This window comes from Shewanella jiangmenensis (assembly GCF_018596335.1).
Classification (GTDB): domain Bacteria; phylum Pseudomonadota; class Gammaproteobacteria; order Enterobacterales; family Shewanellaceae; genus Shewanella; species Shewanella jiangmenensis.
Genome location: NZ_JAHEPS010000002.1, coordinates 265,207 through 285,676, shown reverse-complemented (window position 1 = coordinate 285,676; position 20,470 = coordinate 265,207). Strand labels below are relative to the sequence as shown.

The following is a 20,470-nucleotide window of genomic DNA, read 5'->3' as shown; positions in this document are numbered from 1 at the left end:
CTGACTTTGAGTTGGTTCCAGAGGTGGGAGCTATAGCAAACCGACGGTGCAGTAGACAGTGGGGCCGACTTTCCAGCCAACACGCGGCGTGTTGGTTTGCGTTTCCAAACACCAAAAAACAAAAAAGCCAGCACTAGGCTGACTTTTGAGTTGGTACCAGAGGTCGGACCGACGGGGCTGGCCTTCCAGCCGACACGCGGCGTGTTGGTTTGCGTTTCCAAACCCCACAAAGCAAAAAAGCCAGCTTTCGCTGACTTTTGAGTTGGTACCAGAGGTCGGACTCGAACCGACACGCTTTTAAGGGCGGGGGATTTTGAATCCCCTGTGTCTACCAATTTCACCACTCTGGCATCAAATTTTGAGGCTGGCAGGCCGTTTGGCTTGCTAACTCTGGGCATGGATTATACCTGCGCCCAATCACTTGGCAAGCCCTTTGACGGGGTTTCAGGTACATAAGTCGTCGTTCGCTTAAAAATCAGCCGCCGGCTGCTAGTCGGCGCCTTTTTGCAGTAAAAACTGGCTGTAGCCACGGTCACTGCCCTGAATATGATCGATAAGCCAGGCCTTGAGGAAGCTCATCAGTTCATCGGAAACATCTTCACCGCGGGCAACTCGCTTTTGAAAATCAAGCACCTGAGTCACCAGCCGAGCATGCTCATCTTTGTGCTCTTTACTGTGGGGATAGCCAAAGCGGGCAAACAGCTCCTCTTCGTAGCTGAAGTGATTGGCGGTGTAATCCACCAACCCCTGTACAATCCGCTTGATAACGTCGAGCCCGTATTGACCTTCCATGGCGCGGTGCAGCTCGTTAATCAGCGAGATAAGCCGCTGATGCTGGCGATTGATTTCAGACATACCAACATCGAGCGAACTGCTCCAGCTGACAAATTCCTTCGCCTCTTTAAGCTGGCGCCTGTCGATGTTAAATCGGTGCAGCAACGAACCGATTTCCTGAGACATATTGAACAGTTTCAGGCTGGCAAGATTGTTGCGGTTGGTGTTGTGGGCATTATCGGCCGCCTGCTGGGATATAGAGGCGATAGAGTCATTGATTTGCTCGGCGACCTGCTGCTGATGGCCGGAGGCTTCAGCAATCTGATGGCTCATCTGGGTCACCTCCGCCACCTGAGTCACTATCACATCAAGCGCCTCGCTGACACCTGACACCAGCTCGCGGGTCTCCTCGGCCAAGGTTACGGACGCCTTCATCACAGACACGCTTTCACGGCTGCCGGCCTGCAGCGCCTGAATTTGTTGCTGAATTTCAACCGTGGCCTCGGAGGTTCGCTTGGCCAGGTTTCGCACTTCATCGGCAACCACGGCAAAGCCGCGACCATGCTCGCCGGCGCGGGCACTTTCGATGGCGGCATTGAGTGCCAGCAGGTTGGTTTGCTCGGCCACCTGGGAAATGGTGTCGATAATACTGCCAATACTGGCGGCATCCGCGGCGAGGCGCTCAATAACCTCTTCGCTGCGGCTGATTTGCTCGGTCATGGCGTTGATGCGGCTAACGGCCTCAGCCACCACCTCCCCGCCCTGGGTGGCACGGCTCTTGGCTTCATCCACCGCGCTGGCGACCCGCGCAGCATTGGCGGAAATATCGTGGACTGTGTGCACCAGCTGCGCCATTGACTGGGCAGCATTTTCGGTGCGCTCCTCCTGCGAAGCCACCCCTTTGGCCGTCAAATCGCTGACAGTTTTAAGCTCGGCCGCCACCAGATGCATCGACTCACTGGTGTCCATTAACGCTGCGACGGTACGGCCCACGTCTTCGGACATGCGGCTAAGGCCACGGGCGGTTTGAGCAAGCTGGCCACAGCGCTCCACCGCCACGCGGTGCGCCAGGTCGCCATCCCCAAGCAGGCCTGCATCCCGCTCAAGCTGCCGAATGCTTGCCTGATGCTGGCGCAGGGCGGCAAAGGTCAGCGCCATCGAAAGCAGTAACAGTGCGCTTTCAAGCCATTGGGCGTGTAAAACCAAACTCAGCAGCACGGCTGCACCAAGCAACCCTGCCACACCGTATACTGCTTTATGTTCCAGTACCGAACTCATGCAAAACCCCTTGAATATCCATGTCCTGAAATAGCTTCACCATTAATATCTGCATCGCAAATGCCTACATCGCAATACCTGCATCAACAGAACTCACGCCAAAAAATACCCATAAAGAGGTATTCTTATTTAATGCACACCGACGCTCCACGTCAAAGTATGGTTCAGACTTCCAAAATTAAGCAAAACTTGATGCACATCAAATTTTTAACACTTGTTTATCAGGGGTGTAATCAACACACGGCTTTATTGATCAAGATCAGTTAATCACCCGCGGAGTCGGGCTACCTTTAGCTCAGACTTCACAGGAAAGAGGATTTCAATCGTGGCATTCTGGTTGGATTTAATGTTTGGTAACCCTATCGGGTTATTGTCGATGATAGTGATCTTCACCACGCTGGGGATTATCTCCTATCTGATGTGGATGTTTTATGTGAAGTCTGCGAAGCCTTAGTTTTTGCTTTCAATGTTCTTAACTGTGCATGTTTCAAGAGTGAATTAGGGGGCCAAATGGCCCCCCTTTTTTTGTCTTGGATTTTTAGCCGGCGTTATGCTCAGGCCGCGCGCTGCGGTGGTTTGCGCTGCGACAGCACATTGCTGACAAAGCCGGGCCTTGCCTTGATAAGGTTTTGCATTTCTTCCGGGCTCAGCTCGCCGTTTGGCAGGCGCAGCACGTTGCGATTCAGGTAGATGCGCGCGAGCATGCTGATTTTGTAATCTGCAGTCGAGCCATGGATGGCGTAGTGTTTTACGTTGCCAAGGCACTCAAGGATATTGGTGTTCTCAAGGCTTTTCACTGCCAGCTCGTCCATTGGCAGAGTCAGAATGGTTTTGCCCTGCAGAAAAAACTCCCGAAGCAGCGCACGCTCGGCTGGGTCAAGCAGCTGTACCTTATGTTCAATAATCTCGCGCTTACGCTTGGCACCAAGATGCCCAATTGCCTCATCCAGCAGAAAGTTAGCCAGCTGCATCACAAAAAAGGCCACCGCCAGGATTAGCCCCAACCCTATCGCCGCCGAATGGTTTGCCGCCCACTGATCAAGGCGTAAAAACGCCAGCCAGTCTGCCGGCGCAAACTTGAGTGCCGCCGTCACGATAAACAGCCACAGCATCACCTTGAATGCCCAGTCGCGGGCAGAAATACGTTTAAGAGCTCCCCAATTTGGCTTGTACATGGCAGACCCCGTCCGTCAAAAAATTGAACTTACGCCGCTATCAAGCAAATAAAATGCCAGCCTGCCACTGCCGACAAAATTACACCCATGCCACAGAAAACAGGTGATTTTTTGCAGCGCACACTATGCTTATACATATTCCGCAATCGCTCAGGACAGACACAAACCAATGCTGGGTTTTTCGCGCCAGGCGGTAAGCAGCAAAATCGGCCGCAAATTGATGCTCTCCATCGTGCTGTTCAGCTCGCTCATTACGCTGATCACCACCTGCTATCAACTTTTCAACGACTATAACGGCGATCTGCATCGTATCGACCGGGCCTTTTCCAATATCGAAAAAGTCAGCCTGGATGTGCTCGCGGCCAGCATCTGGGTGATAGATGAGCGGCTTATCAATACCCAGCTTGAAGGGCTTATTCAGCTGCCCGACATCACCTATATATCCATCGATGATGACAGCGGCCAGCACTGGAGCCGTGGTAAGCCGGTTGAGAAAAACACCATCGAAAAAGTGTTTTCCCTGACCTACAACTCAGGCACTGAGAATATTTCGGTGGGTAAGCTGACCATACAGGCTGATCTTAACGAGGTGTACGACAGGCTGTACGACAAGGCGATATTGATTTTGCTGTCAAACGCCATCAAGACCTTTCTGGTTGCGGGGATGATCCTCATTCTGGTGTGGATAAATATCACCCGCCATCTCAATACCCTGGCGTCGTACTGCCAACATATTGATGTCGATAAAGACTATGTGCCGCTACATTTTCAAAAGCGCGGCTCCCAAAACGAGTTTGATCAGGTGGCGATTGCCATCAATGAAATGCAGGAGCAGCTGCACCGCTCCTTTGGCGCGCTGAAAAAATCCAAAGCCGATTTGCAGCACGCCCTCGAAGACCGCGAACGGCTGCTGGAGCTTGAACGCTCCTACAAGGACGAACTTGCCAAGCAGGTGAAAGAGCGGACTATGGAGCTTGAGCAGTCGCTGATTATTCTGAAACGGGCCCAGGAGGCCCTGGTCGAACAGGAAAAAATGGCGGCGCTGGGTGGGCTTGTGTCCGGTGTGGCCCACGAAATCAACACCCCCATTGGCATTTGCCTCACGGCGGCCAGTGCCCAGCTTGCCCACGTCAATGAGCTTATCAAGCTAATCCACAGCGAAGATGCCACTTTGGATGAAATCAACGGCATCCTTGAGGAGTACCAGCAAAGCTGCGAGCTCATCATCAGCAACATCAACCGCGCCAGTAATCTTATCCAGAAGTTTAAAACCATCGCCGCCGAGCAAAGCCACGATGCCCACGAACCCATACTGATTGGCCAGATGTGCCGGGATATCTATGACGCAACCCAGATAATCTATGCGCCTATGTCGGCACAGATGGAGCTGATAGTGGACGAACGCCTGTGTATCGAAAGCAACTTCAATCTGCTCAATCAAATATTGGGCAATCTGATTTCCAATATTTATGCCCACGCCTTTGCCCCGGAGCGGGACAATCATTTTCGCATTGAAGTGCATCTGGACGAACAGGTGCTGACGGTGCGGCTTGAGGATGATGGCAAAGGGATAAGCGACGATGTGGCCGAGCACATGTTTGAGCCGTTTTTTACCACCAGTCGCGCCAAAGGGGGCACAGGGCTTGGATTGTCAGCCGCCTTCAATGCGGCAACGCTGCTGAAAGGCAGCGTCCGCTATGAGGGTAAATCGGCACTTGGCGGGGCCTGTTTTGTGGTTTGTATTCCCACCAGCGTAGCGGACGATGAAATCCTCTACAGCAAACCAAGCCATGCTCAATATCACATTTGAGCCAGTTGGCGCAGCTTGGCCAGCACCCGGCTCACCGCCATAAAGCCAAAGGTGCCGGTGACCACGGTCACGGCGCCAAATCCGCTCGAACAATCCATGCGCATACTGCCACCCTCGCTGGGTTTGGTCGCGCATACTTCGCCATCGGCGCCGGGGTAGGTCAATGCCTCGGTGGAAAACACCGCATCAATGGCAAACTTTCGCTCAAGGTTACGGGAGAAATTGTACTCACGGCGCAGGATATTACGCACCTTGGCAAGCAGAGGGTCCTGCACTGTGCGGGACAAATCCGTGACCTGAATTTTGGCCGGGTCCATCTGCCCGCCGGCGCCACCCACGGTCACAATGCGGATTTTATTGCGTTTGCACCAGGCAATCAGCGCCGCCTTGGGTTTAACCGCATCGATGCAGTCCACCACGTAATCAATGCCGCAATCTTTCCCCAAATACTCAGCAAGGTTATCGGGGGTGAGGAAGTCTTCGAGCTCATTGACCAGGCACTCGGGGTTGATGTCGCGGATCCGCCCGGCCATCACCGCCACCTTGGACTGACCTATAGTGGAGCTTAAGGCGTGGAGCTGACGATTACTGTTGGTCACGCAAATATCGTCCAAATCCATCAGGCTAATCTGGCCAATACCACTGCGTGCCAGCGACTCGGCCACCCAGGTGCCAACACCGCCAATTCCCACCACCAGCACATGGGCCTGCGAAAAACGCAGCAGCGCCTGCTGGCCGTATAGCCGGCCTATGCCACCAAAGCGATTGAGATAAGCGTCTGAAAGTTGCGGCGCGGCTTTTTGCTCTGAAGCGGTCTGCTCTATAGCGGTCTGCTCTATAGCGGTCTGCTCTGATGGCTGCGCTGCTTGCTGCTCTGGTTGCTGCACTTATGGCTCCCGGGTCGTGAAAACGCCGCATTTTAGCCTAATCCCGCCGCTATCGAAAGCCAAGACCAATCGGGCGCGGGCAGCCACTTTAACCGCACAGCAAAAGGTACGGACGAATAAGGCGCGCACGCAGTTAATAGCCGGGCTTAGATGACAGTCTTGTTACTGATTTTTCGTGAAATCTGTGATTCGGCGCGGCTTTTATGACCTAAATTTGTCAGTTTTATTGCAGCTATATGATGGGCTGCTAAAGTTATCACTGAGATTTCGAGCAATATCTTAACGTTAGCCGCACTGAGCCTGCTCTTGGGCGGTAAAGGCGAGAAGGCGGGAGGCCGGTCAAACCTGTCACATTAATGTCGTAAAGACTTCATACGGGACGCAAAACTTTGATCCGCACCACAACCTTTCCCCGGCAAACCTGCAAGAATTGTCCGGAGTTTTGTTACAGGAAGCGAATCTGTAGCAAAAATAGAGGAAAAACATTTAATTATATAATAATGGAACAGAACCTCGGTTCTAGGGAGCATGTAAACATGAAGAAGACCCTTATCTCTGCATCTGTTGCATCGGTGGTGGCTCTGGCATCTTTTGGCGCGCTGGCCGAAGGTCCACAGTTTTATGGCCGCATCGATCTGGCAGTAACCAACACTGACGCAAGCTCAACCGTTCAGGGCGGCACCAGCGGTGCGACCGTCGGCGAAAGCGGCACCTATTTCGAAAACAACTTCTCCAACGTGGGCGTAAAAGGCAGTGAAAACATCGCCGCCGGTTTCGACGTGGTTTATCAACTGGAATTCCAGGTCGAAAACACCTCTAACAGCGGTGACACCTTCAAGCCACGTAACTCTTACCTGGGTATCAAGACCAACGCCGGTACCTTCCTGGTAGGTCGTAACGACACAGTATTCAAGCAAGCCGAAGGCGGTATTGACCTGTTCGGCAACACCAACGCCGACATCGACCGCATGCTGGCTGCCCAAACCCGTAGCGCCGATGGTCTGTGGTACCACTCTCCAGAAATCGCCGATGTGTTGACCTTCAACGCTCACTACCTGATGGAAGACAATCAGGGCGGTGACGAAAGCCAGTACGGCCTGAGCGTAACTGCCGGTGACAAAGGCCTGAAGAAGCACAACTACTATGTTGCCGGTAGCTATGTAGCCGCCGACAAAGACAAGAAGCTGGGCTACCTCGACGCCTACCGCGCCGTGGCTCAGTTCAAGTTCGGCGAGTTCAAAGTAGGTGGTCTGTATCAGAAAACCGAAAGCACCGAGGGTAACCTGGTTGACGGTAACACCTATCTGGTGAACGTGGCTTACAACCTTAACGGTGTAAACCTGAAGGCCGAGTACATCGTTGATGACTCAGGCACTGGTATCTACTACAAAAACATCGCAGCCGTTCGCGGCGACGATATCAACGTACAGAACCTGATCCTGGGTGCTGACTACCGCATCTCCAAGTCAACTCTGCTGTTCGGTCACTACGCCATGTATGAAGGCGACCACGTAATCGCCGGTAACAAGGTTGATCTGGAAGACGATAACGTATTCACCGTAGGTATCCGTTACGACTTCTAATCTACCCTGAAACGTGCAGTAAAAAAAGGCGACCTCATGGTCGCCTTTTTACTGTCTGAATCCCAGATAAATTGAAACGCTGCAATTGAATCGCTGATAGTTTTAGTCAGCACTAGCTTGAATCACCGTTAGCTTGAATTACTGCTAGCAGCTTGAATGCCTGATAAGCGGCTGAATTTAAATAGGTGATTATTTGCGTACCAGCAAAAATGCCGCTTCAGTGAGCCAGGGCACGGCCTTTTTCACAAAGCGCGGGTTATCAGCAAGCACATCCAAAGACTCGAGCGCCGTTACCTCAAAATGGCGGCCAAGGTGGGTCTGCACCCAATCTGCCGACACCGCAAAGGGCGGGCCGCTTAAGGCTTCCTGAGGATAATCGAGGGTCACCAGCAGCCCCCTGCTGCCGCTTGGGATAAGCGCGGCGAGTTTATTGGCGTAGTCGATGCGCATTTCAGCAGGCCAGGCAATCAGCGCCGCCCGGTCGTAAAAGCCTTTGCAGCTGCCAACAAGCTCAGGGTCGATAGTGAAAAAATCGCCCTGCACCAGTTCGATGCCTTCGGCGGCATAATGGCGATGCTCGCCCTGAGTGGAGACCTTCGGCGTAACGCCGGCTTCGTCAAAAAATTGCTCCACCGCCAGCGCAGACAACTCAGAGCCCAGCACGCCGTGGCCCTTGGCCGCAATAAACTCCATATCGCGGGACTTACCGCACAGCGGCACAAACACCCGTGCATCAGGCGCAAGCCCAAGTGCGTCCCAGTGCCTTACCAGAAACGGATTGATATCCGCCTGATGAAATCCAATCTGCTGTGATTGCCACTTATCGTGCCAGAAACCCGGTTCCATACCTGCCCCCAGAGAAGAAAATTCGCCCTACTCTAGCGGTAATCCCTATCAGCGACAATCAATAGCAGCGACAATCAATTGCAGCGGCAATCCAAGCCAATAGCATCAACCCAGATGCTCAGGAATTTCCAAGCACTTCGTTGACCTGCTTCAGCCACTGGCAGTTTTCGCACTGGCACTTGCGTCTGGTGAGGTGATACGGCGACAGATTGGAATCAACAAAATCCACCGCTATCAGCAGCTGCTGCTTTAAGTCTTCGTCGGACTTTTGCTCCAGCGCCACCAGCTCGTCGTTGTGATTCATCCAGATGCACTCCATCCCCTGATGGCAATACAGGCAGCGCTCATCGACGCTGTTGTAAAAACCCGCGTGCGGGCAGTGGCGCAGTTCCATCGACTGAATAATGCGTTTGCGCGCAAATTCAAATAACTCAATCAGTTTTTCTCTGTTCTGGGCAGTCATTTCGCCCTCCTTGTCAGGCCTTAACCAGCCTTTCAAACCAAGTATTGTCCGATAAAAACACCTTAGCTTTTGCCGGATGACCACAGCTTGATGTGCATCAAAAACCCAACCAAAAAACTTGGGTAGGCACGGGGTAAATTCCTTGCCTGACAAGGGCTGATATGGCTTAAATGGGGGTTAGTCATCAGCACCGGGGATAGCGTTTGTCAGCCCATACGCCGCAACTGCAGCAGTTTTACATTTCCGAAGAACAGTCCATCTACCTGCTCAAGGCCAACGATGCCCGTAAACATAAGGCCTGGGTGCGTTTGTGTAAGCAGCAGCTGTCGAAGCTCGGCTACCGCGATATCGAGTTTATCGGCAAGGGCGCTTACGGATTTGTGTTTGCCGGCGTCAATGAAGATGGCGATGCCCATGTGTTCAAGTTTTCCCGTATCACCTTGCCACAGCACATCCAGGACCGCCTTGAAGAAGAAGCCTTTATGCTGTCGCACTGCCGCCACCCCAATGTGCCCCCACTGATTAAATTCGAGCGGGTCGGCAAACAGGGGATTTTGGTGATGGCTCGCGCCCCCGGTGAAGAGCTTGAGCAGCTGTGCCGCAAACGCGGCGCCCTGCCGGTGCCGATGATCATGAGCATCGCCCGCCAGCTTGCCGATCTGCTGGTGTACCTTCGCACCGGCAGGCCACTGGTGCATGGCGACATCAAGCCATCCAATTTAGTGTTTGATGAGAAAACCGGCCATCTGTCGCTGATTGACTGGGGCTCAGCGGTGTTTGCCCAGCGCGACGAGCATGGCAATCCGGTGGAAGAGCATGTGATGAACCTGCTCTCAAGCGATCAGCAGCACACCAACGCCCGGATGGGGGATGTGTACTTTATCGGCGAAGAGCAGCTCGGCGGCGCCCTTTCAAGCCCCCGCTTTGATGAGCAGGGCGTGGCCGCCACCCTTTATGCACTCGCATCGGGGCAGCCAAGCCGCTTTGGCTCGCGGGTGATTCCGCCCACCGCTATCGGGCTGCCGCTGGAGCTTGCCCGCACCCTTGAAGCCATGCTCAGCGACGACCCGGCCACCCGCAATCGTGGCGGCGACTATTTCCTTCGCAGCATGCGCCACAGCCACCGGCTGCTGCTGCCGCATCTGCCCCGCCCCGAGGCCATGGCCGAAATCCCGGTTTGGGTACAAAATCGCGGCAAAGAAGTCGATACCGTCACCTACAGCTCGCGCAAATCGTTCCTGCGCGAACACAATGCCGACGAACCCATAGCCCGGGTGGACGATGTGCAGCTCGACAAGTATTACCGCAACTTTTTGGCGGGCATGGGAGATACCGAAAAAGGCTTTATCGCCGCCGTGGGCAGACTGGGGCAGTATCCGATTGTGGGGGGACTCGCGATCCACTGGCAAAAAGACGGGGTGTTTATCGATTCAAATCTGGCGCTGCACGACGCCGCGCTCAAGCAGGCGCTGGCACAGGCGGTAAACAACATGGTGACACTGGCGCGGGGCATCGACCGGCTCGGCACCTTTAAGGCCTGCTTCTTTAATGCCCGCGATACTCTGCACATTAGCCGAAACCAAGACCTGGGCACCTTTATCGCAAGCGCCGATCAGCAATTGCCGTTTGAGGTGGGCGATGTGCCCATGCTGGAGGATAAATCTAGGCTGCACTCTTACTTTGAAGACGGCAAAGATCCGGATGAAAACCTGGAACTGCCGGCGGAGATCATGACCGAGCTTGGTTGGCTCAACCAAATCCACCACACCGGCTGCATTATTTTTGAAGCCCTTGGGGATCACCTGAAGATCCACAGCTACCTTAAGCTGCTGAACCCGCGTAAGCAGGCGGCGTTTCGCGCAAGCCTCGACCGGATTTTGCACCATGTGGACAAAATCCATGGCAACGGCGTGTCGGGCTTTATGAAACTGCCCTATAAAAACACCCGCCGCTTTGGCCGCATCGATCAATTGCCGCCGCAGTTTTACCCCAAGGATCCCCGTGAACTGGTGAAAGAAAGTTGATTACAGAGCACTGATTAATCAACCCTTTTTAATCAACCCTCTTTAATTAACGTAGCACCGCCAGTTACTGGCGGTCATTGCCTTGCGGACCGCGTCCGGCATCACCACGTCCAGTATCACCACGTTCAGCATCGCCATCCTCGGAATAAAAGGGTTGGTTATCCAAACGCTTACGCGCATCACGCTCGTCGGTGCGCTCAAAATCACCTTCAAAGGTATTGCCGCCGTCATAGTTATCACGGCCGTGCGGCTTGTGATTAAACGGGTCCTGACCAAAGGGGCCTTGGCCGAACGGCCCCTGCCCGAACGGGCCTTGTCCAAATGGGCCCTGACCGGCGCCATTGACCACCTTCAGCTGCATGCGCTTGAATGCGAGTTTGGCCAGCGGCTTGCGGGTAAAGGGCGACAGTAACAGCAGGCCGATAAAGTCGGTCACAAAGCCCGGAATAAGCAGCAGCACCCCGGCCATGGCAAGCATAATGCCTTCGACCAGCTCGCCGGTCGGTGCCTCACCGCGGGACAGTTTTTCCTGAGCGGCCATCAGGGTCGATACCCCCTGACTGCGCACCAAAGACACCCCGACCACAGCGGTCAGCAATACCAAAGCTACAGTGCTCCAGGTGCCGAGTACTTCGCCAACCCGAATGAGAACCCACAGCTCAACTACGGGTATTACGATAAAAATCAGTACTAAAGGAAAAAACATATCGGCCTCATCGGGGTGGGTATGTAAGATAAATGGGGGCGCGCCGGTCAGTTATCAAGTGTGTGCAGTCTGCGCACAGCGCCTGCGCCGCAACAGGAGCCAAGACGGAAACAACCGGTATCACTATTTCAGTCTTATCCTGATGCAAGCCTTGGCCAAAACACGTAAAGTGTTGCCATCTTTTCTGCCCCCAAGGCTAACGCCGTTGCCTTAAGGGAGTTTTAAACTTTGGGAGAGATCATGGCATCACAGCTTGATGACGCGATTCTGGTTATGACCAGCTGCCCGTCACAGCAGGTCGGGCTCGACATAGGTCGGCGCCTGGTTACCGATGGACTGGCCGCCTGCGTGCAACTTGGCAGCCCGTCGGTATCCCTTTACCGCTGGCAGGGCAAGTTGTGTGAAGACACAGAATTCCCCTTATTCATCAAGACCCGGCAAGCAAGGTACAGCGAGGTCGAGCAGGCTATTTTGGCGCAACATCCCTATGAGTTGCCCGAAATCATCGCCCTGCCCATCAGCCATGCCCTGCCCGGCTATTTGAACTGGATAAAAGATAATACTGAATTATGAAGAAAATCCTTACCCTGATGCTCAGCTTTGTGCTGCTGCTCGCACCAAACGCGTTTGCCAACGATCCTTTCAGTAAAAAATTCGATTTCCTCAAGGGCGAGCCCGATCTGATGCCGGTGAACGAAGCCTTTGTGTTTGATGCTGCCCAGCAGGGCAATCAACTCAGATTATCCTTCGTGATTGCCGATGGTTACTACCTCTACCGCGACAAACTCAAGTTTGAGTTAAGTGGCGGCGAGCTTGGCGAGATTGCCCTGCCCGAAGGCAAGATGCATCAGGATGAGTATTTTGGCGAGCAAATGGTGTACTACACCTTTGTTGAGCTGCCGCTGGCACTGAAGTCCGCCGCAGCCGGCAGCGAACTGACTGTCACCTTTATGGGCTGCGCCGAAGGCAAGCTGTGCTTCCCGCCGACCAAGGTCAGCACCCCGCTCAACGAAGTCGCCGCCAACGACGGCAAGCTCGAAGGTGTGGCCAGCGCCACATCGGCATCGTCCGAAACAGCCACAGCCCCGCTGACACAGCAGGATAGCCTGGCGCAAATGCTCTCTGAGGGCAGCCTCGGCTGGACCTTGTTGATTTTCTTCGGTCTCGGGGTTGGTCTTGCGCTCACTCCCTGCGTGTTTCCCATGTATCCCATCCTCTCCGGCATCATAGTCGGACAGGGTAAAAAGCTGTCCACCGGCCGCGCCTTTACCCTGTCGATGGCCTATGTGCAGGGTATGGCCATCACTTATTCGCTGCTGGGTTTGGTGGTGGCATCCGCTGGGATGAAATACCAGGCCGCGCTGCAACATCCGGCGGTACTGATTGGCCTTGCTATCCTGTTCTTTGTGCTCAGTCTGTCGATGTTTGGCCTGTACGACCTTAAACTGCCCTCCTCCTGGCAGGAGAAGATGAACAGCCTGTCCAACAATCAACAGGGCGGCAGCCTTGCCGGCGTGTTTGTGATGGGCGTGATTTCGGGTTTGGTTGCCTCTCCCTGCACCACGGCGCCATTGTCCGGTGCGCTGATTTATGTGGCCCAGAGCGGCGACTTGCTGCAGGGCTTTGCCGCGCTGTATGTGCTCAGCATGGGTATGGGCCTGCCGCTGCTGCTGATGGGCACTTCAGGTGGTAAGCTGCTGCCCCGCGCCGGCGCCTGGATGGAAGTTATCAAGACCATCTTCGGCTTCCTGCTGATTGCCGTGTCTGTGATGATGATTGGCCGCATCTGGCCGGGTATGGTGTCGGATCTGCTGTGGGCGGTGTGGGGCGTGGCCCTTGCCGGTTATTTGCTGCATCAGAACAAAAAGACCGAATTCAACTGGAAGCAAACCGTGCGCTCTGTGCTGCTGATGCTGGGTCTGCTCGGCGCCGTGTCTTACGGCTTCCAGGCGGTGATGGGTGGCCTTGGCTACCAGACCCCAAGCGTCAGCGCCCAGAAAAAGGCTGAGCTGGTTGAGTTTAAGCGCATCAAGTCCCTTGGCGACCTGAATGCTGAGCTTGCCATTGCCCGCCTTGAGGGCAAGTTTGTGATGCTCGACCTTTACGCCGACTGGTGCGTGGCCTGTAAAGAGTTTGAGCACATCACCTTCCCCGATGCCGAAGTGAAAAAGCGCCTCGACAACATGCTGCTGCTGCAGGCCGACGTGACCAAATCCGATGCGGTGGACGTAGAGCTTCTGGAAAACTTTGGTGTGCTGGGCCTGCCAACCCTGCTGATGTTCGATCCGCAAAGTGGCCTGCGTGACGACCTGCGCGTTACCGGCTTTATGGGGCCGAAGGAATTTGCCGCTCATCTGGATCTGCTGCACAAACCCAAGCAGTAATCCTTTGATCTGAGTCTCAAAACGGGCAAACTGTTGCGACAAAGTTTGCCCTTTTTCATTTTCAGCTAACCCAGATGCTATAAGCTGGTTGATTTGCTGACAAAAGCAGACTTTACCTTCGCCTGAATTCGTGGCGGCACATCGGTGGATGTTGCCGCTGGCACACTATGACAAGGAGTATCATGGAACCGGCCATTCTCATCATCACTCTTGCCTGCGGTTTATTGGTCAACCGCGTAGGCTTGCCGCCGCTGATTGGTTATCTGGTGGCAGGCTTCGTCCTGTTTATGTTTGGCATCGAAGAGTCGAGCCTGCCGCTGCTGCAGCAGTTTGCCGACCTCGGTGTTACCCTGCTGCTGTTCGCCATCGGTCTTAAGCTCGATATCCGCAGCCTGTTCAAGGCCGAAGTCTGGGCCGGTGCCAGCTTGCATCTGGTCGGCACCATGCTGTTTCTGGTGCCTGTGCTCAAGCTCTTTGGCCTGCTTGGCTTAAGTCAGTTGACCGACCTTGACCTGTCGCAGCTGTCGCTGCTGGCCTTTGCCTTAAGCTTCTCGTCCACCGTATTTGCGGTCAAGGTATTGGAAGACAAGGGCGATATGCAGACCCTCTACGGCCGGGTCGCCATCGGTATCCTGATTATGCAGGACATCTTTGCGGTGGCCTTTCTTACCGTCTCCAAGGGCGAAGTGCCATCGGTATGGGCCTTCGGCCTGCTGTTGCTGCCATTTGCCAAACCACTGATTTACCGCGCCTTTGACCGCGTTGGCCATGGCGAACTCTTGGTACTGTTTGGCCTGGTTATGGCACTGGTGCTGGGCGCCTGGCTGTTTGAAGCCGTCGGCCTTAAGCCCGACCTCGGCGCACTGCTCATCGGCGTGCTGCTCGCAGGGCACCCCAAGGCATCCGAGCTTGCCAAGTCGCTGTTTTATTTTAAAGAACTCTTCCTGGTCGCCTTCTTCCTCACCATTGGCCTGAACGGCCTGCCGAGCCTTGAAGATGTGGCACTGGCCGGTCTTTTGGTGGCGCTGCTGCCGTTTAAAGTGTGGCTGTTTGTGGTGCTGCTGACCCGCTTCAAGCTGCGTTCGCGCACCTCGATGCTGGCCTCATTCAACCTTGGCAACTACAGCGAATTCGGTTTGATTGTGGCGGCGGTGGCGGCCTCCAAGGGCTGGTTGCCATCCCAGTGGCTGATTATCATCGCGGTGGCACTGTCGTTCAGCTTTTTGCTGGCGGCGCCGCTTAACAATCTGGTCGGACAGATTTATCAGCGTTATCAAAGCCCGCTCAGACGCATGGAGCGTCCGCCGCTGCACCCTGAAGACAGACCCATTCCCATCGGCAACCCACGCTTTTTGATTCTGGGTATGGGCCGGATTGGCTCCGGCGCCTATGACGAACTGCGCCAGCGCTTCGATGGTGAAATCCTCGGCATCGAGCACAAACAGGAGCTGGTTGAGTACCACCGCGCACAGGGCCGCAACGTGGTGCAGGGTGATGCCTCGGATACCGACTTCTGGGAAAAGCTCGACCGCGCCCCCAATCTGGAGCTGGTGCTGCTTGCCATGCCGCACCACACAGGCAACCTGTTTGCGGTAGAGCAGCTTAAAAAGCAGGACTATCAGGGCAAGATAAGCGCCATTGTCCAGTACGCCGAACACGTTGAATCCCTTAAAGAGTCTGGCGTTCACAGTGTTTACAACCTGTACGAAGCGGCCGGTGCCGGTTTTGTGGATCACGTATCCGAAGAGCTGCTGGCGCCGACGGCAAAATAACGGCCGCCACTGCACCTCGAAACGCCGCCACTGTGCGGCGTTTTTGTTTGTTCGCGTCACGCAAAAATCTCAGTTTTCCACCTCGGTCAGACATGGTATAACTCAGAAAAGTATGGCTTTCGTGCCATACATAAGAATAACCCGGTTATCAATGGGATCAGTGAGCATGTCGAACCCTGCGCAGCGCGCCACCAAGCTGTTTGTTCAAACCTTCGGAACCAAGGCCGATGCCTGCTATCAGGCGCCGGGACGGGTCAATTTGATTGGCGACCACACCGACTACAACGACGGTTTTGTGCTGCCGGCGGCCATTAACTTTCATACCGTGATTGCGGTAAAACGCCGCGATGACTATTTGTTCCGGGTCGTGACCGAAGCCTTTCCGGGTGAGCTGCGCGAATGGGTGTTTGAAGAAGAAGGGGAAGTGACCGCCGGTGGCGACTGGGTTAACTACCTCAAAAGCTTCACTCAGGCATTGGCCCACACCGGACTGACCCCAAAAGGGCTGGATTTGGCCGTGGTCAGCAGCGTGCCCATGGGCGCCGGGCTTTCTTCCTCAGGAGCGCTGGAAATCGCCTTTGGCACCGCCATCAACGACACCAGCCAACTGCACCTGTCACCTATGGCCATAGCCCAGCTTGCCCAACGCGGCGAAAGCCGGGCTCAGGGTTATGCCTGCGGCATTATGGATCACATGACCAGCGCGCTCGCCGAAGCCGACGCGGCGCTGCTTATCGACTGCCTCGACCTTGACTGCGAAGCGGTACCCATTCCTGAAAATTTAAGCCTTATCATTGTGCACTCGCCGCTGGATCCCAAGCAGCTCGAGGGCGCGTTTCGCGATCGCGTCGATGAATGCCGCGCCGCCGCCGACTTTTTCGGTCTTGATTCCCTCAGAGATTTGCAATGGAGCGACCTTGAAGGCGCCAAAGGCACCCTCGCCGAGCCGCTGTTCAAACGAGCCCGCCATGTGGTGACTGAAAATCAACGCACCCAAAGCGCCTGCCGCGCCCTCAAACGGGGTGATGTGGCGCGCCTTTCTGAACTGATGGCCCAATCCCACGCCTCGCTGCGGGACGACTTTGACCTCAAGGTACCGGAAATCGACATTCTGGTGCAGGTTATCGCGAGCGCCGTAGGCGAGCGCGGCGGCGTGCGCATGACCGACAGCTGCAGCGTGGTGGCCCTGGTGGAGCATGATTTGACCGACGCGGTGATCCACGCGGTAGAATCTGAATACCCGCAAAAGACCGGACTTGAGCCGCAGGTGTACATGTGCGCCGCCAGCGAAGGCGCCGGACGCATCGACGCCTGAGCCAGCCTCTGAAACAAAAAGCGCCTGCCGCGAGGCACTGGCGCTGTGACGCTAAGGCGCGGCAGCAGTATTATCGCCGCGCATACGTTTGCACTCACTTCAGCGCCAATGGCCTTTGGGTTATATTGCCAAGCCTTACCCTGACTGGCGTTACGACAGGCTTTAGCGTGTCCTTTAGCGTGTCAGAGTGCGTTGACTTAACGCGCTTTCTCTAAGCCGCTACGCTGACTCTTAAGCCGCTACGCTAAGTCGGCTGTTCACACAACAAGGAAGACAGACATGGTGCGTCATACGGTGCTTGAGCCCTGGCAGGATCCCAGAGGCGGCGAAATCGAACGAATTCAGCTGGATAACGGCCAGCTTGCCATTGAAGTGCTGAGCCTTGGCGGCATCATCCGCTCCCTGTGGGTGCCGGGTGCTGACGGCGAGCGCGCCAACATAGTGCTTGGCTGCGACAGCGCCGAAGACTACCTTGCCCAAAACGCCCACCTTGGCGCCATAGCCGGCCGCTTCGCCAACCGCATCGCCGGCGGCAAACTCACCCACGCAGGCGCGCAGTGGCAGCTCAAGGTGAATCAGGCGGGCAACTGCCTGCACGGCGGCACCGAAGGCTTCAACCGCAAAAACTGGGCTTTGGGACTGCTCAACGACGGCGTGCGCTTAAGCCTGAAGAGTCCCGACGGTGACATGGGCTTTCCCGGCAATTGCTCGGTGCAGCTCGACTACCGCCTCGCAGGCAACAATCTCTATGTTGAAATCATGGCCGTGACCGACAAACCCTGCCCGGTGAGTCTGACACAGCACAGCTATTTCAATCTCGATGGTCGGGAGACCACAGACGATAATCTGGTGTGTATGCACAGTCAGCGCTTCCTGACCATGGACCCCAGCGGCATTCCGACCTCGGTGGCCGATGTCGCAGGCACAGCCCTCGATTTACGTCGCCCGACCCGCCTGGGCGATGGTCGCCACGCGCCGCAAATTGCCGATACCAAAGGGTTCGATCATTGCTATTTGCTGGATAATCCTGGCAATGAACTCATCCTTGCCGCCGAGCTTGCCGCGCCCCACGCAGGTCGGTTAATGCGGCTTTACACCAATCAACCGAGCATTCAGCTCTATGGCGCCAATTTCCTCGAAGGTGAACCCGGACGCCAGGGCAAGCGGCTCAGGTCATATCAGGCCGTGTGCCTCGAGCCGCAGCTTATCCCCGACAGCCCCAATCAACCCCATCTGGGCAAGGGCTGGCTGATGCCGGGCGACATTTACCACCACATCAGCCGCTATCAGTTTGATACGACAGAGTAAGACCAATCGAAAGCCAGGCGCCGTGGCAGCTTAGCGCGGCGCAAAGCCTGACAGATTTGGGCGGAGCTGTTGCTGGCGGAGCTGTTGCTGGCTGGGCTATGTTGGCAGGGTTGTTGTTGATTCAATGCTCAGCGAGCATCAAGGATGAGTGCAATTCGCGGTTAAAAGACCACAGCGGTGGACTGAAGTCCGAATAGCGGGTAATGACAGGGGCCTGCGCTGACAAGCGGCAGAGACCTCATAGGGCAACACGGAGAAAAACAGCGTTTGAGATAAAACGCGTCAAGCGGGAAAAAGCGCGGTTTCAGGCAATGGCCGCGTCGGCCCGGGCGGGCCGACAGCGTCACCGAAGCCAAGCATCAATCGTCGAAATCTTCAGCCCACTCGTCACTAAAGTCTTCGCCGCCTTCGCTCAAGTCTTCATACTCAGGCTCTACATCTGCCTTGGCCTTACTGCGGCCGCCGCCTGAGGTTTCTTTCACGTTGGACAGGTTAACACGTGTTTGATGCTTATCCATGAAAGCAGCGCGAGCGGCCTTCCATTCACCACCGAACTTACCTTCAGCAGACTTGGCTGAAGCATCGTCAAGGTCGTGCAGGTTTGGCTTAACTATGTCTTCGACATACTCAATGATGGTTTTGCGCTCAGTGTTATACAGATAGATACGTCCAGCAGAGGCTTCGGGCAGCTGATTGTCATGAACGACAACAGCAGTGCCGCGGGCCGTTCTTAACTCGCCCCACCAAATCTGTTTCTTCGCCGTGTTATACATATATGCCAATACCTTTTAATCAACACATACAGGAGTTTGCTATCAGAGAAAGTTCGCTTGGGAAGCACACCGCCCCAGCAACAAAGCGTACGAATAGTTCGGACGTTTCAAGTTGGGTATTCTTACAGAATCTTTCCGAGAATCAATGCCAAATTTACCGATTTTTAAGGGTATTTGAGATATTTTTCCATGGGAATTTTTCAATTTTCCGCACAATCCCGACTTTAGTCGAAAAAATCAGCAATTCAACCCGCCTCTGACAGCAATAAACAGACTTTGCCCTGATGGGATTTGGACTCCATCAAACGGTGCGCCTCGGCCACCTCAGCGAGGGGAAAAGTGGCAAAAATCGGCAACCGACATTCACCGCGTTCAAGCAGTGGCCAAACATGGGTAAAAAGCTCGGCCGCAATCGCCGCCTTGGCGGCGTCAGACTGAGGCCGCAACGTCGAGCCGGTCCAGACCAGACGCTTCATCATCAGCCTGAAAATATCCACTTCGGCTTTGGGGCCGGATTGCATCGCCACCGACACCAAGCGGCCATCGTCGGCAAGCAGCTTAAAGTTAGTGTTTATCATGGCGCCGCCGGCCATATCCAGCACCAGATCCACACCGCGGCCATGGGTGGCGGCAAGCACCTTGTCGATGAGCTGATCGTCGCGGTAATCAAACGCGAGCTCAGCCCCCAGGCCAAGGCAATACTCGCGCTTCTCGTCAGTGGAGCAGGTCACCAGCACCCGCGCGCCAAAGGCGCGGGCAAGCAAAATCGCCGTCGAGCCAATGCCACCACTGCCGCCCTGCACCAACAGGGTTTCACCGGCCTTAAGCTTGCCGCGCATAAAGAGATTGCCCCAGACGGTGAAAAAGGTTTCCGGCAAACAGGCAGCTTCGGTCATCGACATACCGCGCGGCAGCGGCAGACAATGGCTGGCATGGGTAAGCACATACTCACCGTAGCCGCCGCCCGGCACCAGGGCGCAGACCTTATCGCCAAGCGCTAAACGCCTCACACCGGCGGCTGTGTCAACATCGGTGCCTAGCGCTACGACCTCACCGGCCACTTCCAGCCCCAAAATCGGCGATGCCCCCGGCGGCGGCGGGTACGCGCCTTTGCGCTGCGCCAAATCCGGGCCATTAACACCGGCAGCGGCAACTCGGATCAGCACCTGTCCGGCTCCCGGGCTTGGCAGCGCACTGCGCTTAAGGGACATCACCTCGGGGCTGCCCGGGGTATCAAAATGAATATGCTCATAAAAAGCAGGTAGTTGGCTCATAGCTGTGCTCCATGCAGATTCAACCCAGCATAGCATTTTAGCCGCCACACTGAAGCAGGCCGATCGATAAGCACTAAACGGGCAAGCATTCCGTATAA

At 55.2% G+C, this 20,470-nt stretch carries 17 protein-coding genes and 1 tRNA gene; 9 read left to right on the top strand and 9 right to left on the bottom strand.

Going from position 1 to position 20,470, the window contains the following annotated elements; genetic code table 11:
• Positions 1-263 precede the first annotated feature (263 nt).
• A tRNA-Leu gene (locus KJI95_RS06745) sits at positions 264-350 on the bottom strand.
• Between the two features lie 139 nt (positions 351-489).
• The gene (locus tag KJI95_RS06740; protein ID WP_214506420.1) at positions 490-2,052 is read right to left on the bottom strand and encodes a bacteriohemerythrin; all 1,563 of its coding nucleotides are present in this window, start codon (positions 2,050-2,052) and stop codon (positions 490-492) included.
• 325 nt (positions 2,053-2,377) lie between these two features.
• Between KJI95_RS06740 and KJI95_RS06735 the strand changes: the two genes are divergently transcribed.
• The gene (locus KJI95_RS06735; RefSeq protein WP_214506419.1) at positions 2,378-2,506 is read left to right on the top strand and encodes a DUF3149 domain-containing protein; all 129 of its coding nucleotides are present in this window, start codon (positions 2,378-2,380) and stop codon (positions 2,504-2,506) included.
• A gap of 100 nt (positions 2,507-2,606) precedes the next feature.
• Here KJI95_RS06735 and KJI95_RS06730 read toward each other — a convergent pair whose 3' ends face one another.
• Positions 2,607-3,227, bottom strand: coding sequence for a superinfection exclusion B family protein (locus tag KJI95_RS06730; RefSeq protein ID WP_214506418.1), 621 nt, complete (start codon positions 3,225-3,227; stop codon positions 2,607-2,609).
• A 169-nt stretch (positions 3,228-3,396) separates the two neighbouring features.
• Here KJI95_RS06730 and KJI95_RS06725 point away from each other — a divergent pair, with 169 nt between their 5' ends.
• A complete protein-coding gene (locus tag KJI95_RS06725; RefSeq protein ID WP_214506417.1) occupies positions 3,397-5,037 on the top strand; it encodes a sensor histidine kinase in 1,641 nt (546 codons plus the stop codon).
• On the opposite strand, the gene tcdA is transcribed toward KJI95_RS06725, so the two are convergent.
• Entirely contained in the window at positions 5,028-5,861 is an 834-nt protein-coding gene (gene tcdA, locus KJI95_RS06720; RefSeq protein WP_214506810.1) for a tRNA cyclic N6-threonylcarbamoyladenosine(37) synthase TcdA, read from the bottom strand. The genes KJI95_RS06725 and tcdA overlap by 10 nt on opposite strands.
• A gap of 599 nt (positions 5,862-6,460) precedes the next feature.
• Between tcdA and KJI95_RS06715 the strand changes: the two genes are divergently transcribed.
• Positions 6,461-7,507, top strand: a complete 1,047-nt coding sequence (locus KJI95_RS06715) for a porin (protein WP_214506416.1) — start codon at positions 6,461-6,463, stop codon at positions 7,505-7,507.
• A 189-nt stretch (positions 7,508-7,696) separates the two neighbouring features.
• Here KJI95_RS06715 and KJI95_RS06710 read toward each other — a convergent pair whose 3' ends face one another.
• Positions 7,697-8,353, bottom strand: a complete 657-nt coding sequence (locus tag KJI95_RS06710; protein ID WP_214506415.1) for a thiopurine S-methyltransferase — start codon at positions 8,351-8,353, stop codon at positions 7,697-7,699.
• Positions 8,354-8,471: 118 nt separating this feature from the next.
• Complete coding sequence (locus KJI95_RS06705) at positions 8,472-8,816, bottom strand: hypothetical protein (RefSeq protein ID WP_214506414.1); 345 nt, start codon at positions 8,814-8,816, stop codon at positions 8,472-8,474.
• Positions 8,817-9,019: 203 nt separating this feature from the next.
• Here KJI95_RS06705 and KJI95_RS06700 point away from each other — a divergent pair, with 203 nt between their 5' ends.
• On the top strand, positions 9,020-10,840 hold the full coding sequence (locus tag KJI95_RS06700) for a protein kinase domain-containing protein (protein WP_214506413.1): 1,821 nt from the start codon (positions 9,020-9,022) through the stop codon (positions 10,838-10,840).
• A 64-nt stretch (positions 10,841-10,904) separates the two neighbouring features.
• On the opposite strand, the gene KJI95_RS06695 is transcribed toward KJI95_RS06700, so the two are convergent.
• Positions 10,905-11,546 (bottom strand): FxsA family protein, encoded by a 642-nt coding sequence (locus KJI95_RS06695; protein WP_214506412.1) that lies wholly within the window; start codon positions 11,544-11,546, stop codon positions 10,905-10,907.
• Between the two features lie 240 nt (positions 11,547-11,786).
• On the opposite strand from KJI95_RS06695, the gene cutA reads away from it, so the two are divergent.
• From cutA to KJI95_RS06670, 5 genes are all read left to right on the top strand, one after another.
• On the top strand, positions 11,787-12,119 hold the full coding sequence (gene cutA, locus KJI95_RS06690) for a divalent-cation tolerance protein CutA (protein ID WP_214506411.1): 333 nt from the start codon (positions 11,787-11,789) through the stop codon (positions 12,117-12,119).
• Positions 12,116-13,930, top strand: coding sequence for a protein-disulfide reductase DsbD (locus tag KJI95_RS06685; RefSeq protein WP_214506410.1), 1,815 nt, complete (start codon positions 12,116-12,118; stop codon positions 13,928-13,930). Before cutA ends, KJI95_RS06685 begins: the two co-directional genes overlap by 4 nt.
• 182 nt (positions 13,931-14,112) lie before the next feature.
• On the top strand, positions 14,113-15,702 hold the full coding sequence (locus KJI95_RS06680) for a cation:proton antiporter family protein (protein WP_214506409.1): 1,590 nt from the start codon (positions 14,113-14,115) through the stop codon (positions 15,700-15,702).
• Between the two features lie 166 nt (positions 15,703-15,868).
• Positions 15,869-17,017 (top strand): galactokinase, encoded by a 1,149-nt coding sequence (gene galK / locus KJI95_RS06675; RefSeq protein WP_214506408.1) that lies wholly within the window; start codon positions 15,869-15,871, stop codon positions 17,015-17,017.
• Between the two features lie 279 nt (positions 17,018-17,296).
• Positions 17,297-18,325 carry an aldose epimerase family protein gene (locus KJI95_RS06670; protein ID WP_214506407.1) on the top strand — a complete coding sequence of 343 codons (1,029 nt, stop codon included), beginning with the start codon at positions 17,297-17,299 and terminating at the stop codon, positions 18,323-18,325.
• Between the two features lie 359 nt (positions 18,326-18,684).
• On the opposite strand, the gene KJI95_RS06665 is transcribed toward KJI95_RS06670, so the two are convergent.
• A complete protein-coding gene (locus KJI95_RS06665; RefSeq protein ID WP_214506406.1) occupies positions 18,685-19,098 on the bottom strand; it encodes a hypothetical protein in 414 nt (137 codons plus the stop codon).
• A 245-nt stretch (positions 19,099-19,343) separates the two neighbouring features.
• The gene (locus KJI95_RS06660; protein ID WP_214506405.1) at positions 19,344-20,372 is read right to left on the bottom strand and encodes an NAD(P)H-quinone oxidoreductase; all 1,029 of its coding nucleotides are present in this window, start codon (positions 20,370-20,372) and stop codon (positions 19,344-19,346) included.
• Positions 20,373-20,470 lie beyond the last annotated feature (98 nt).

What these genes read in the sequence shown, in the direction of transcription:
- KJI95_RS06740 (WP_214506420.1), bottom strand. Translation starts at nt 2,052, where the DNA reads ATGAGTTCGGTACTGGAACATAAAGCAGTATACGGTGTGGCAGGGTTG.
- KJI95_RS06730 (WP_214506418.1), bottom strand. Translation starts at nt 3,227, where the DNA reads ATGTACAAGCCAAATTGGGGAGCTCTTAAACGTATTTCTGCCCGCGAC.
- KJI95_RS06725 (WP_214506417.1), top strand. Translation starts at nt 3,397, where the DNA reads ATGCTGGGTTTTTCGCGCCAGGCGGTAAGCAGCAAAATCGGCCGCAAA.
- KJI95_RS06715 (WP_214506416.1), top strand. Translation starts at nt 6,461, where the DNA reads ATGAAGAAGACCCTTATCTCTGCATCTGTTGCATCGGTGGTGGCTCTG.
- KJI95_RS06710 (WP_214506415.1), bottom strand. Translation starts at nt 8,353, where the DNA reads ATGGAACCGGGTTTCTGGCACGATAAGTGGCAATCACAGCAGATTGGA.
- KJI95_RS06705 (WP_214506414.1), bottom strand. Translation starts at nt 8,816, where the DNA reads ATGACTGCCCAGAACAGAGAAAAACTGATTGAGTTATTTGAATTTGCG.
- KJI95_RS06695 (WP_214506412.1), bottom strand. Translation starts at nt 11,546, where the DNA reads ATGTTTTTTCCTTTAGTACTGATTTTTATCGTAATACCCGTAGTTGAG.
- cutA (WP_214506411.1), top strand. Translation starts at nt 11,787, where the DNA reads ATGGCATCACAGCTTGATGACGCGATTCTGGTTATGACCAGCTGCCCG.
- KJI95_RS06685 (WP_214506410.1), top strand. Translation starts at nt 12,116, where the DNA reads ATGAAGAAAATCCTTACCCTGATGCTCAGCTTTGTGCTGCTGCTCGCA.
- KJI95_RS06680 (WP_214506409.1), top strand. Translation starts at nt 14,113, where the DNA reads ATGGAACCGGCCATTCTCATCATCACTCTTGCCTGCGGTTTATTGGTC.
- galK (WP_214506408.1), top strand. Translation starts at nt 15,869, where the DNA reads ATGTCGAACCCTGCGCAGCGCGCCACCAAGCTGTTTGTTCAAACCTTC.
- KJI95_RS06670 (WP_214506407.1), top strand. Translation starts at nt 17,297, where the DNA reads ATGGTGCGTCATACGGTGCTTGAGCCCTGGCAGGATCCCAGAGGCGGC.
- KJI95_RS06665 (WP_214506406.1), bottom strand. Translation starts at nt 19,098, where the DNA reads ATGTATAACACGGCGAAGAAACAGATTTGGTGGGGCGAGTTAAGAACG.
- KJI95_RS06660 (WP_214506405.1), bottom strand. Translation starts at nt 20,372, where the DNA reads ATGAGCCAACTACCTGCTTTTTATGAGCATATTCATTTTGATACCCCG.